The sequence below is a fragment of the Streptomyces sp. NPDC000880 genome, assembly GCF_053599675.1.
The window spans coordinates 1-13,330 of sequence record NZ_JBSFMS010000059.1; the positions used below are offsets into that span (position 1 = coordinate 1).

At 68.1% G+C, this 13,330-nt stretch carries 7 protein-coding genes; 2 read left to right on the top strand and 5 right to left on the bottom strand.

The annotated features are described in order from the left end of the window. Positions 1 to 233: 233 nt before the first annotated feature. From ACWDO5_RS20130 to recD2, 5 genes are all read right to left on the bottom strand, one after another. Entirely contained in the window at positions 234 to 1,517 is a 1,284-nt protein-coding gene (locus tag ACWDO5_RS20130; RefSeq protein WP_450531688.1) for a hypothetical protein, read from the bottom strand. Beyond that, positions 1,514 to 1,747, bottom strand: a complete 234-nt coding sequence (locus tag ACWDO5_RS20135; RefSeq protein ID WP_450531689.1) for a hypothetical protein — start codon at positions 1,745 to 1,747, stop codon at positions 1,514 to 1,516. Before ACWDO5_RS20135 ends, ACWDO5_RS20130 begins: the two co-directional genes overlap by 4 nt. A gap of 29 nt (positions 1,748 to 1,776) precedes the next feature. Continuing rightward, the gene (locus ACWDO5_RS20140) at positions 1,777 to 4,422 is read right to left on the bottom strand and encodes an SUMF1/EgtB/PvdO family nonheme iron enzyme (protein WP_450531703.1); all 2,646 of its coding nucleotides are present in this window, start codon (positions 4,420 to 4,422) and stop codon (positions 1,777 to 1,779) included. Positions 4,423 to 4,427: 5 nt separating this feature from the next. Further along, on the bottom strand, positions 4,428 to 5,204 hold the full coding sequence (locus ACWDO5_RS20145; RefSeq protein ID WP_450531690.1) for a class I SAM-dependent methyltransferase: 777 nt from the start codon (positions 5,202 to 5,204) through the stop codon (positions 4,428 to 4,430). 407 nt (positions 5,205 to 5,611) lie between these two features. After that, positions 5,612 to 7,927, bottom strand: coding sequence for an SF1B family DNA helicase RecD2 (recD2, locus tag ACWDO5_RS20150; protein ID WP_450531691.1), 2,316 nt, complete (start codon positions 7,925 to 7,927; stop codon positions 5,612 to 5,614). A gap of 476 nt (positions 7,928 to 8,403) precedes the next feature. Here recD2 and ACWDO5_RS20155 point away from each other — a divergent pair, with 476 nt between their 5' ends. Together ACWDO5_RS20155 and ACWDO5_RS20160 are read left to right on the top strand one after the other, a co-directional pair. After that, positions 8,404 to 9,813 carry a serine/threonine protein kinase gene (locus ACWDO5_RS20155; RefSeq protein ID WP_450531692.1) on the top strand — a complete coding sequence of 470 codons (1,410 nt, stop codon included), beginning with the start codon at positions 8,404 to 8,406 and terminating at the stop codon, positions 9,811 to 9,813. A gap of 193 nt (positions 9,814 to 10,006) precedes the next feature. Then, positions 10,007 to 13,300, top strand: a complete 3,294-nt coding sequence (locus ACWDO5_RS20160) for an SNF2-related protein (RefSeq protein WP_450531693.1) — start codon at positions 10,007 to 10,009, stop codon at positions 13,298 to 13,300. The last annotated feature ends 30 nt before the right edge of the window (positions 13,301 to 13,330 follow it).

A 13,330-nucleotide genomic window follows, 5' to 3' on the forward strand; every position in this document is an offset into this window, starting at 1 on the left:
TCCACGGCGGCTGTTCACCCCTTCTCATGTGCAGGCTAACAACCCATCAGACACCAACATTCCAAGGTGAGTTGCAGCATTCTGTTAGGAGTTCTAAGAGACCTTGCCGGTCAAGGCGTTCGAGCTGGTGCGTTTTGCTGGGATCGGCGAAACCCCACGTGCGGACCTGAACTCCCGTCCGATCCAGGCCCTTACGGCGTTGACGTGCTGCTGATGCGGCCGGTCGCAATGTTCTACGCCTTGTCACCCCCGCCCCGCAGGGATGACAGGACCAGGCGCCCATACCGTGTGGTGAGGGCCCCGGCCGTGGCGGCGACCGACAGTGTGAGCGAGATGAGCAGGTGTGCCACAGAGTGGTCATCGAGGACTTGCAGGATGCTGAGGGCCGTGCCGAGTGGCAGGCCGAGAATGGTGAGGACTCCCAGGGTCCCGCTGATCTGCTGGCTTTCCTGGGTCTGTACGAGCCTGCTGTAGTCGGCTGCTTCAGCGAGGATTTCGTCGAAGCGTGCGGGTAGCCGGTGCTGGTTCTGGAAGGCGAGCAGCAGATCGTTCGCTGCGCCGTGTGCCGTGAGGTGCTGTCGCCAGTAGGTGCTGCGAAAGACAGCGATATTCCTCTCCAGCGTGGCGACCCGGTGTGCCAACTGTGACGAGTTGAATACCTCGGAGAGTTCGTCGGTGAGCTCGTCGATGTGATCGCGCTGGAGCGAGCCGAGGAGCAGGGCGTCGAGATAGACGGTACGGGAGTGCAGCGCCCCGAATTCGAAGAAGTCGCCCGCGCCGGCGTCGGTCCGGTGACCGAGGAAGGCGGCCCCTTGCCGTAGCACCAGGGCGCTCCAGTCCGCCGAGATTCTTACGGTGTCCTTGAGCTGTTCGCCAGCGGTCTCCGGAGGCAGGGGGAAGTCCTCCGGCGTGGAGCGTGAGGCCAGTTGCCACAGCCAGCGGTCCGCGGTGGCGGGCAGTGCCCCTTCGGGGCCGGAGCGGAGGGCGGGGGACTGCTGCGACGTAGGGGTCATGAAGGCGATGGTGTAAGGCCGGGCTATGGCGAACGGTGCGTCGGGGTCACGGACGTCGGCTATGCCGGCGAGAAGCCCAGCCGGGTCGAAGGGCCCAGTGAGCGGCTCGTCGGCGGGATTCGGCCGCCGTCCGGCCAGGGCACGCAGTACGGGTAGTAGCGGTCTTTGCGCACTCAAGTGCAAGACAGCGAGGGCGTGTTCGGGTTTGCGAGCGGTGGCCGCTCGGAGAAGTTCCATACCCAGCAGGTGCAGCCCGTCGTGCTTGATGTCCAGCGGCAGGTGCCAGCGACGCGGCCGTCCGGGCGCCCCGTAGAGTGCGCGGGCGGAGGCAGGGGCGAAGTAGGTGGATCGAGTCTGCGCGTCGGTGCGGCGGTTGCCTAGCTCGAATGGGAAAGGACCTTCGGACCAGTTGGGGACGCGTAGCAGCCGCACGGGCAGGACGACGGTCAGCTCCTGGCGTGCCCCTGTGACGTTCTCGAGCAGCGGAACTCCATAGGTGGTCACCGGTAGTACTCGGCTGGGTCGGGCTGGTCGAGGCGTATGACGAACTCCGCCCGGTCGGGGCTTTCGGCGCTGACATGAAAGCGGACGCGTTCGCCTGTGCGGATGGTCCGGAATCCCTCGGTCACGATCTGCCGGTAATCGAAGCTGTAGTACCGCTCGTCCTCGTCGTCCCGGACGACATAGGAGCCGAGCGCACCGCTCAGCCCGCCGCCATTCGGACGTCTGTCCACAATGGTTCCGTGACGCGGCCCGGCGCCGCTCATGCTGTCGTCTCCTCTGTCCAGGACGTGTCGATGTCTTGCACACACCGGAAGCCGACGGCGTTGCTTCCGCCGCGCTTGCGGTAGATGCCTTTGCTGCTGGTCTGCACTGCACGCATCGGGTTGTCGTAGCTGCCACCGCAGATGACGGCCTCGCCGGGGTCGTCCAGGCTGGTGGAGGTCCATTCCCAGCAGTTGCCCACCATGTCGAGGACGCCGAACGGGGAGCGGTTGCCCGGCCGTTCGTCGACGGGTGTCGCCCCGGCCCGCCGAACGGCGTCGCCTGCGAAGTCCTGGTACCACGCCTGATACGTCACGACGGGCCGTCCGACCCATGTGTCGGCGCAGTTGATACGGGTGCTGTCGGGTGCGTCGCCCCAGGGGAAAAGGCGCCCGTCGGTGCCACGCGCGGCGGCTTCCCATTCGAGGGAGGTCGGCAGGCGCTTGCCTTCGAACGCGGCGAAGGCGTATGCGCTCCACCAGTTAACGCAGATGGCGGGGTAGGCGTCGTAGCGCGGGTTCTCGTAGTAGTCGGGCCGTCGCAGTCGGTCGGTCCAGGGGCGGTGTGTGACGTCGGCCGGCTGGTCGGGGTGGTCCCATTGCGAGGTGCCGTCCGCGTCGAGGGCGTCGAGGAAGCGGCGGTAGCGTGCGACGGTCACGGCATGGCGGTCGAAGCGTACGGGACGCTCGACTCGGAGGATCAGCAGCCGTTCGGCCGGACCGACCAGGTACGCCCCGGATGGCAGCACGCAGTCGTCTCTCTCCAGGCTGCCGGGCATATCGGCGAGGAATGCGCGCACCTGCTCGGTGAGGAAGGCACCGCCGGGAAAGTCCGCTACCAGGTCGCGGTTCGCCGGCTTGGCCAGAAACCTGGCAGCCAGTAGTTCCTGGTACGCCGTGTGCACGAAGGCGACGTGATCGGGCCCGGCGTGGCGCAGCAGCGGAGCGAGGACACAGGCGTCGAGATCGAGGCGTCCGTCCGTGAAGGCGTTGGCCCCCAACTTCCGGTGTATGTCGAGGAGGGAGAACACGGTGCGGTCGGTGAGGAAAGCATGTCCGAACGCGGCGGGCAGCTGCTGCTCCAGATTGGGCTGCCCGCGCTCGCCCAGCGTCCGCGTGATGTGAACGCCCAGAATGTCCGCGAGCGGCTTCCTCGCAGGAAGGTCCAGCGCTGTGGTGAGGCGCTTCTCAAGAGGAGTTGCCTCGGATTCGGCCAGGCGCACGACATGGAAGTGCGGCACGCGGGACGGGTCGAGGCCGTTCGCATACATCTGCTCGACCAGCTGCTCGGAGCGGCCCGCACCGTTGTCCAGCAGCTGACGTACCTGCGGCGAGTCCGCGAGGAAGGACACCCGTGAACTCATGACCACTGCTGATTCGGCGGACAGGACGGCCGCGAGATCGGTGAAGAGCCGCAGGAAACCGGCAGGGCTTGGTTCCTCGACGCCTTCGTCGACGGCATCGAGCACGCACAGCGCGGTCCCGGAGCGGATGAGGTAGAGGAAGAGTTCGTAGGCGCGCGAGCGGTCCGACGTCATGGCCGGCGCGAGGAGGCGGGCAGCGTATTCGGAGAACGGTTCGTCCTTCGGTTTGAGACCGAGGTCGAAGTAGAAGCGGAAGTGGCGGATCTCAGAGTTGACGGCCAGCGAGCGCAGGAGCGTGCTCTTGCCGCTCCCCGGACGACCGGTGACCAGGACGTTCGCACTGCCGCGCGCCAGGTGCGCCAGGAGCTCCGCCGCATCGCCGGACTGCTCCATCGTCGACTCGCCACTGCGAGGGTCGGTGGTCAGCGCCGCAGCGGCGACAGCGGCCCGCGGCTCCGCCGGGTTGTCGGCGGAGGTGAGATCGGCGAGGTGGGTGTCGAGATTGACGATGGTGTCGACGAAGCCGTCGTAACGCACGATCCGGAAGTCCAGACCCAGCATCTGATGGAGGGCGCCGGGCGCCGCACCACCGTCGTCGTCCAGGACGACGAAGCGGGTAAGTTTGGGCAGCCGGGTGCGTAATAGCTCTCCACCGGTGGAGGCAAGGACGGTATTCAGGTCGTCGGCATCGCGGGAGAGCATCAGCTCCACGTACTCCAGCCGCATCCCCGACTCGCGGCAGAACAGCTGGTACACGGTGTCCGGGCTGAGAACGAACCGCTTGGCCTGCCGGTATCCAAGGGTGACGTACAGCCCGGCAAGGAACTCGCAGCGGCGTGCTACCTCGGGCGCCATGTCGGGCTCACCGCCGAGAAGGGCGGCACTCCCGGTGTCGGTGAACCAGACCAGCACGTCGACGAGCCTGCGGACCGCCAGTAGCCCGTCCTCGTCACTTATGTCGTACCCGTCGTGTGTGGACCGGTTGCGGAGCCGTCGAATGTCGTCGAGCGCATCCAGAACCGTGCTGCTGCGAATGTACGGACGGCAGCGCTTGACCAGGTCGTTCAGGGCCTTCGTCGAAGGGTCGCCCTCGACGTCGTGGTGGCGCCACAACTCCTTGAGGAGCTTCTCGGTCAGTTTGCCGACGAGGGCGACTGCGTTCTCGGGATAGCCGTCGTTGAGGGACCGTAACGGCCGTTCCAGATCGAGTCCCAGTCGATCGGCGATCCGCGAGTGGTCGTCGAGTTCACTCCGCAGACGCCGCAGCCGTTCGTCGACCATCGTACTCACCCGGACTCCCCACGCCGCCGGCCGAGGACGAACGCGAACCGGTCGGGAAACACCAGCACGGGCTCCGGATGAGCGACTCGCATCTCTTCGATGCCCTTCTCGATCTCGTTGTCGCTGAAGGTGGAGAGCAGGGACATGTAGCGGGCGCGCACCATGCCGAGGTACTTGTCCCGGTCGATGCGCAGCTCATGCCCGACGTAGCTGAGACCGGCTTCCAGCCCAGCAGCTCGCAAGTGCCCCTCGACAACGGCTGGGTCCGGCTGCAGCTCCTCGAAGCGCGCGAGGGCCGCTTTGAACAGCGGGTATTGGATACTGGCCGGGAGCATCACCACCAACAGCCGACCTCCGGGCGCCAGCCGATCGGCCAGGCCGCGAAGCGTGTGCGCCGGATCGGCCACGTGGTGCACCGACTCCTTCAGCCACATCGCATCGAGCTGTTCGTATGGCAGACGGGTACGCCTTTCGGCGATGTCCTCGGCGGAAGCAACGATCGGTGTCAGATCGGCCCGAGGCGGCGTCCCGAGCTGGCGGAGCATCGCCTCGGAAGGATCGACGCACAGAATGGGATGGCGAGGCTGGAGCTGCTTGGCCACTTCCCTGGCGAACAGGCCAGTCCCGGAGCCGATGTCGGCGATCCGGTCCGTGGGACCGAGCCGTAACACTTCGGCGATCCGTTCGGACATCCAGTGAACGTAGTCCGAACCGTAGATCCAGTGCTCGTCGTACTCGGCTGCCAACTCCTCGTAGTGCCCTCGCACGTCGCGCCGCTCCACGATCCCCCTCGTGCCCCTCGTGTGTCGCCGGTTGTGCCGCACAGGGCAGGTTATCGCGGGGTGCTTGCGCGGCAACAGTCGGTAATTCGACGGTTGTTGGACGTTGGCCGACTCGTCTCGGGCACATGTGAACACGTGAACGTGGAACGAGGACCTACACCCCTTGTGGAGATACTTTCTTGTTTGCCAGATTCACGGCGATTCACACCCTAATGTGACGTCATGTAAGCACCAGGGGTGGTACAGACGCACTCGCGAAGAGCCAAGGCGCTGGAGCCGTGAGATGTAACGGTGGAGGTCGTCGGAATCCCGGACGTAGCGCCTGCGGCCGATGCGCAGCCGGGATTCCGCCCGGCCGCGTAGGCCATGGAAGGCAGAGTGGCCGAGCGCCGCTCGCTGGGGCGGCGTCAGCCCCAGGCCATTTGCCCGCTCGGGGCCTGGCGGCGCGGCGCCGATACGACGGCCTCGGTGTGGGTAATGCGATGCGTGAGGGCGGTGTTGCGGCGCTGGGTGCGGTTGTTGGCGACGGCCCGTTCGACAGCCTCGGTCTGGCCGATGAGCATGACGCCGTGGCGGGCGCGGGTGACGGCGGTGTAGAGCAGGTTGCGCTGGAGGAGCATCCCCGCTGCGCTGATCATGGGGATGATGACGTACGGGTACTCGCTGCCCTGGGAGCGGTGGACGGTCAGGGCGTAGGCGTGGAGCAGTTCGTCGAGGTCGGTGAAGGGGTAGGAGGCCCTCTCGCCGTCGTGGAAGGTGACGGTGAGCTGGTGGGCTTCGGGGTCGACGGCAGTGATGGTGCCGCTGCTGCCGTTGAAGACGCCTGTTTCGCCGCGGTGGGGGTTGTTGCGGATCTGCTGGACGCGGTCGCCGAGCCGGAAGACGCATCCGCCGTGGTAGTGCTGGGGTTTGTCGTCGGCGGGCGGGTTGAGGCGCTGCTGGAGGCGCAGGTTGAAGTCGGTCATACCGGCGATGTTCTTCTTGCCGGGGCACAGGACTTGGATGTCCTCCGGGCGGGCCCCGAAGTGCTTCGGCATCCGGTCGCAGGCCAGGTCCACCACGCGCTGGGCGATATCCTCGGCGACCGGGACGGGCCGGTTCCAGAACGCCGTGGGATCGCTTTGCGGGAGTTCGCCGCGCAGGATGCGGTGAGCGTTGAGCACGATCGCGGCGCTGTCGTCGTGCTGGCGGAAGACTCTGGTGAGCCGGGTGCGCGGGATGTCCTGGACGTCGAGCAGGTCGCGCAGGACGCGGCCGGGGCCGACGCTGGGCAGCTGGTCGATGTCGCCGACGAGGAGCAGGTGGCAGCCGTTGCGGACGGCAGCGAACAGTTTGCGGGCCAGGGTGAGGTCGAGCATGGAGGCCTCGTCGACGACCACCAGGTCGGCCGTTTCCAGCGCGCCGGCGTGGTCGAAGAGGGAGTCGCCGTCGGGCGGGCGGATCAGCCGGTGCACGGTCATCGCCGCCTGGCCGCAGGTCTCTTCCAGGCGTTTGGCGGCCTTCCCGGTCGGGGCGGCCAGGGCGACGACCGCGCCGGCCTCGTCGGCGACCTCCACCAGGGTGCGCAAGGTGTGGGTCTTGCCGCAGCCCGGGCCGCCGGTCAGGACGGAGATGGGCCGGATCAGTGCGGTGTGGATCGCCTGGTGCTGCTCGTCGGTCAGCCCGGCCGTCTCCGCCATGGTGAGCGCGGTCAACTGCTCGGTCCAGTCGGTGAGTTCGGCCAGTGCGGGTGTGGAGCCGAGCAGGCGTCGTACGTGCCGGGCGAGCTGGGTCTCATCGTGATGCCAGCGCGTCAGCAGGGCGATCTCGGTGTCTGCCACTGCGTCGGTGCCGTCCAGCACGGGCAGCGGTAGCGTCTCGGTGACTACCTCGCCCTGCCCGCGTACGGTCTCCAGGGCGTGGCGCAGGACCGTGTCGTCAAGGATCTCCGCGGTGGCCGGGTCGTCGTCGGTCAGCAGGTGGCGGGTGCGGGTGAGCAGGACGCGTGCGGGTAGGTGGCAGTGGCCCTGGCCGCCGGCCTGGTCGAGTTCGTGGAGCAGCGCTGCCTGGAGGCGTTCGTCACTGTGTTTGGGTACGCCCACGGCGAGCGCGATCCTGTCGGCGTTGTGGAAGCCGACGCCGTGTACGTCCCGGCACAGCCGGTAGGGAGTGCGGCGGACGATGTCGAACGGGTCGTCGTCGGTGTCGGCGTAGGTGGTGTAGATCTTCACGGCCAGTCCTGGGGTGATCCCCAGTTGCTGCAGGAACACCATGATCTCGGCGATGGCCTTCTGCTCCAGCCAGGCCGCCGTGATCCGGCCGAGCCGGATCGTGCCGATGTTGTGCACCTCCAGCAGCCGCTGCGGCTCGCTGTCGATGATCTTCAGGGTCTGCTCGCCGAAGGCGTCCACGATGGCGGAGGCGAGGACCGGCCCGATGCCGCGGATCATGCCGGAGGCGAGGTAGAGGCGGATCGCCCGTTCGCCGGCGGGCATGGTGCGCTCGCAATGCTCGACCTTGAACTGGCGTCCGTGACGCGGGTGCTGGGTCCACGAGCCGCGCAGACGCAGGCTCTCGCCGGGCTTCGCCCCGAAGAGCGCCTTGCCGAGCGCTGTGATGCTCTCCTCGTCGCCGCTCGTGGCGGTCAGTCGGAGGATGGTGCGCTCGTCGTAGCTGATGTGCAGCAGGTGATCGACGACACCCTCAATCAGCTCGGGGGCGTCTGGGGGCACTTGACGGGTCACGCGGTCTGTCTCCCAGCGGCAGGCATACGTCTTACGGCGTCCGATCGGACCAGGTCACGGCACGCCGAGATCAGCATGAGGTCCAGGGCCTTGCTTGTCGCTCGGTCGAAGGATTCTCCTCACCGAAACGAGCGACCGAAGGCAATGAGACTCCCCTCCTGCGGCTCACGCCCACTCCTATGGGTCATGGAACGGGCTGAACGGTAAGCGCGGAGATCGTTCTTGGGGGGATACGCGCCCGGTGGCACCTGAGCCTGTCGCCGTTGGCATTGATTGGCACCACATATTTTTACCAAGGGGTTCTTGCCGTACCGAGCCACCCACTGCGTACATGCGCCGTAGACTGCTCGTCGAGCCGCTCGGCCAGGCGGAAGCCCCGCTGGTCTGCGCCGCTTCGTGCCTGGGAGGCGAGAAGCAGCCGGTCACCGGCCATCAGCGGTCAGCATCTGATTCGCCGGGGGATAGCGAGAGCGCCGATGGAGCCACTGGACTACGAACGCGATCCCCAGGTACGCGGGCCGTTCGAAACACTGGCCCTGCTGGGTGAAGGCGGCATGGGCCGCGCGTATCTGGCCCGGCGCCTGCCCCTGGACGGATGGGACCGTTCCTGGGAGACCGCGTACCGGATGGCCGACGCGGATTCGGCGGCCGTCGGCGAGGACGCGCTCGCCGTACTCAAGACGATCAGGCCCCAGCTTCTCGCCGGTCTCGACGCGGAAAAGGCCCGGGCACGTTTCGTCGCCGAGGTCGACGCGATTCGTACCGTGGTCGGCCCCAGGATTCCGGCGTTCCTCGGTGCCTCTCCGGAGTCTTCCGAACCATGGCTCGCGATGGAGTACGTTCCCGGTCCTTCCCTCCACACCCAGGTCAAGCATGGTGGCCTCATCACGGCGGTCGGGCCCTGGCTCGCGCTCGCACTCGGCCTCGTGGAAGCCATCGAGTCCGTCCACGGCGCCGACCTCCTCCACCGTGATCTGAAGCCGGGGAACGTGGTGCTCGGCCCGAACGGTCCGGTAGTTCTCGACTTCGGCCTGGCGGTGCTCGCGGAGCGCCAGGACCTTGGCGATGCCCTGACGAAGACGGGCACGTCCCTCGGCACCCCTGCCTTCATGCCGTGGGAGCAGTACAAGGACGCCAAGCGGGTGAAGGCATCCGCCGATGTGTATGCGATCGGTTCCACCCTGTTCTTCACCGCAACCGGCAAGTCGCCCTACGACGGTCCGCCGATGCCGATTGCACCCGACTGGGAGGGTGTACCGCCAGAATTCCTCCCGCTCCTCGGCCGGCTCCTCGCCTCGGTAGAGAGTCAGCGTCCTACGCTCACCGACCTCCGCCACGAGCTCTCCGCTCTGCTGGCCCGGCACGGGCTGCCGTACGAGGAAGCGGCACAGCAGCTCGCGGAGATCGTGGCAAACGCGGGCCTGACACCGAAGCTTCTGGCTGGGGCACTCGCGGCCGGGCCGGACCCTGAGGTTCAGCAGCAGGCCCAGCGCGCGGTGAACCATGGCGCGCCACCGGATGCCCCCTGGATCGGCGACGACCTCTTCGACGAGCTGTCCCCGGATGCAGACGCGGACGAGCCCGGCGGCGGTGCTCACGCCGACGGCGACGACCCAGGCGCCCCGGCCCGGTACACCCCGACGGTTTCCGATCAGGACGAGCAGCTGACGGCCCCGCTTCCGTCGCCTGCCCCGACCAAGATGTTCACCACCGAATCAGCCGACTCCTCTGGTGGCAACGGCGGCCCTGGTGCTCCGCTCCACCCTCCGGCCTCACCGGCGGCGGAGGCCCGTCGGCGCCCGGTCACTCCTCGGCCGGTTCCGCGTCCGGCGCTGAAGGTGGCGGAACGCCTGCGTCAGCGTTACGCCCGGAGCGGCAGCTTGTGAGTCAGCACAGGTCCACGCCCGGGTCGCGCACTCCGGGGGAGACCAAGGTCCCACCCTCGCGGGACCTACAACCCGGATCGTGACGCCTGACATGCCCCGTCGCCCACGCTCGCTCTAGGCTTCGAACCCCACGGCCCGCAAAGGGCCCGGCCCATACGTCCCGTAGTGCTCCTCCGAAAGGGAAAGCGCCTCCATGCCCGACACCTCCGGCGGCCCTCCGCACCGTCCCGTCGCCCTCGCCGACGGACCCCCGCCCGCGGGGACGGTGATCGAGGTCCGTGACGAGGAGTGGTTGGTCCGCAACAGCCACGAGGTGCGGCCCGGGGAGCATCTGATCAAGGCAGTCGGTGCGTCGGAGCTGGTGCGCGGGCACGAGGCGGTGTTCCTCACCTCCCTGGACCGGCCCACCGTGCTGCGTCCCGAGGACACCGAGCTGGTCGCGGACCTCTCGCCGGGGTTCCGCCGCGGCCGTCTGCTCCTGGAGGCGGTACTGCGCAAGACGCCGCTGCCGCAGGGGGAACGCGGTCTGGCCCTGACCGACGGCTTCCTCCTCGACCGCATGGACTACCAGCTGCGCCCCGCGGCCAAGGCGCTTGCCAACCCACTGCGTCCGCGCCTGCTCATCGGCGATGTGGTCGGCCTCGGCAAGACCCTGGAGATCGGTGCCCTGCTCGGCGAACTGATCCGGCGCGGGCGCGGTGAGCGGATCATGGTGGTGACGCCGGCTGCCGTCCTGGAGCAGTTCCAGCACGAGATGTGGACCCGGTTCTCCATCCCTCTGGTGCGCCTGGACAGCGGAGGCATCGCCCGGATCGAACGCAAGGTCCCCGCGGGCCGCAACCCGTTCACCTACTACAAGCGCGTCATCGTCTCCATCGACATGCTGCGCAACCGGGGCCGCTACGAGTCTTGGCTCAAGGGGGTCCACTGGGACGCGGTCGTCATCGACGAGTCCCACAACCTGATCAACCAGGGCACCGACCGGCGCCGCGTCGCCGAGCTGCTCGCCCAGCAGACCGACGCGCTGATCCTGGCGAGCGCGACTCCGCACAACGGCGACATGCCCGCCTTCACCGGCTTGGTACGGCTCCTCGACCCGATGGCGGTCAAGGACCCGAAGAAGCCAAAGGCCGAGGAGCTGCGGCATGTGATGCTGCGCCGCACCAAGGCGAGCCAGGAGGTCAGGGAACAGCTCGCGGACCACTGGGCGCCGCGCGGGGACTCCTACCCGGTGCGCTGCCCGGCGAGTGAGCTGGAGGAACGGGTCTTCGCGGAGATCGCGAAGCACTGGCTCGGCAGCAAGCAGGCCACGCCGGGCGACGAAGCCCTTCTGCTGGACGGTGGCGGCAAGGGGGGAAAGAGCGGCAAGGGCTCGGACCACCTCTTTCCGTACGTGTTGCTGAAGTCGTTCCTTTCCTCGCACCGCGCGCTGTTCGCGACGGTCAAGAAGCGGCTCGCCGAGCGGGGAGCCCATCTGCCGAAGGGGCAGGACACGATCGACGGCCCGGACACCGGGGCCGAGGGCACGATCGGCGAAGTGTCCTCGCTGCTGCGCCTCGCCGACCGGGCCCGCGCGATCGAGCGGGCCACTCGGGCTGAACTGTCCACGGCCGCGGGCCCGACGACGTCCGCCAAGCTGTCCGGCCTTGTCGCGGAATTGCGGCGGATCGGTGTCGGCGCGGGCAGTACGAAGCGTGCGGTGGTGTTCTCCGAGCGGCACGAGACGCTGAAGTGGCTCGGCGCGGTGCTGCCTCCGCTGCTCGGCTGGAAGAGCGAGAAGGCCGGCGCCGCGGCGGTCCGGACGATGTACAGCGGGTCAGCCTCGGACACTCAGCAGCAGGAGCTCGTGGACGAGTTCGCTCGGGCCGGCACCGACGTGCGTGTGCTGCTGACCGGCGACGGGGCCTCCGAGGGCGTGAACCTCCACCGGCAGTGCCATCACCTGATCCACTGGGACCTTCCGTGGAGCCTGATCCGTGTCGAGCAGCGGAACGGCCGCATCGACCGCTACGGGCAGGTCCACTCGCCGGAGTTCCGGGCGACGCTGCTGACCACCTCCGTTCCCGGCGCGCTGGACGATACGACCGTCGCGGAGAAGGTCATGGCCCGCGAGCAGAAGGTGCACGAGATCCTCGGCGCGGTGGAGGCCGCCACCGTTGCGAACGACTGGGAGCTGGAGGAGAAGCGCCTGATGGAGGCGCTGTTCCAGGGCGAGGCCCCGGAGCGTGCGGTCGCCGCCCTGGAAACGGCCCCGGACGCCCTCGAAGCCGGCACGGCGGCGGACCGTCCGGTCGAGCAGCGCCTGTACGGCGAGTTCGGGACGGACGGTCCGGGGTACGACGCCGGCGCCGGGGACGGTGTCTTCAGTGAGCTCGACGACTACGACGACGGCTTCGACGACTTCGCGGCCGGTGACGACTTCGGCGATCTCCTTGACGGTCTCGGCTCCGAGCCGGTGGAACAGGCCGCGGACGAGGGAATCCAGGAGGACGACCGTCGGACGAGCGGTGCAGGGCAGGACGCCGACCACTCTCCGGCACGCGTTGCCGAGGACCGCGAGGTGGACGCCGGCCCCATTCCCCTCCATCACGAGCTGCGGTTCTTCCCCGACCGTTCCTCCTACGTGGAGGCTGGCCTGGCGGAACTGGCCGCCGTCGAGTCACTCCACCTGGAGTCCTCCGTTGAGGGTGACGATCTATCCTTCCGCACACCCGAGGACCTCGCCGACCGGCTCGACGTGCTGCCGCCCGGATACCTGCGCGAGCAGAACATCACCTCACGGATGAAGCTCACCTTCAACCGGGACAACGGTGCCGATGCGCTCAAGCGGGCCAGGGAGTCCAAGGGCTCACTGTCGCTGTGGCCGGACGTCCACTACGTGGGCGAGCTGCACCCGGTCATCGAGTGGATCACCGACAAGGTCCTGGTGCAGTTCGGCCGGCGCCAGGCACTGGTGCTGCAGGTGGACCGTCAGCAGGTACCGGAGCCGGTGTTCCTGATGCAAGGAGTGTGGTCCAACGCCGAGGGCTGTCCCACCGCCGTGGGCTGGCTCGCCGTGGACCGGCTCGCGGACGGTGCCACGCCGCGCGTCCGCCACCTCATCCGGGAGACGCTTACCAAGGAGCAGGCAGGCGACCCGGACCTGGTGTCGCTGGCCGAGCTCGGCATAGACCCGGGCAAGCCGATGGACGACCACTACGGCTTCAGCGATCCGGACGCACTCCAGCCGCTGGTCCCGGCTGCGGTTGAGGCGACCCGGCAGGCCATGGGATCGCTGCGGGCGGTCGCCGACGCCCGCGTGGACGCGCCGTTGCGGGAGTTCGAGGAGAAGGTCGAGTGCTGGCGGCAGGAGGAACTGCCCGGCATGCGCACCAAGGGCAAGGACCGTTCCTCGCAGGCCGATCTGTTGCGTGAGACCGCGGCCCGGCTGCGGACCACCGGCGACCCGATGATCCGGGTCCTGGCCGTACTGGAGCCCAGCACATGACCCGCAGGCCCGATCTCAGGACGACCCCCG

Bases quoted from the DNA above. Each gene is read 5' to 3' on its own strand.
- ACWDO5_RS20155 (WP_450531692.1), top strand. From the start codon at position 8,404: ATGGAGCCACTGGACTACGAACGCGATCCCCAGGTACGCGGGCCGTTC.
- ACWDO5_RS20160 (WP_450531693.1), top strand. From the start codon at position 10,007: ATGCCCGACACCTCCGGCGGCCCTCCGCACCGTCCCGTCGCCCTCGCC.
- ACWDO5_RS20140 (WP_450531703.1), bottom strand. From the start codon at position 4,422: ATGGTCGACGAACGGCTGCGGCGTCTGCGGAGTGAACTCGACGACCAC.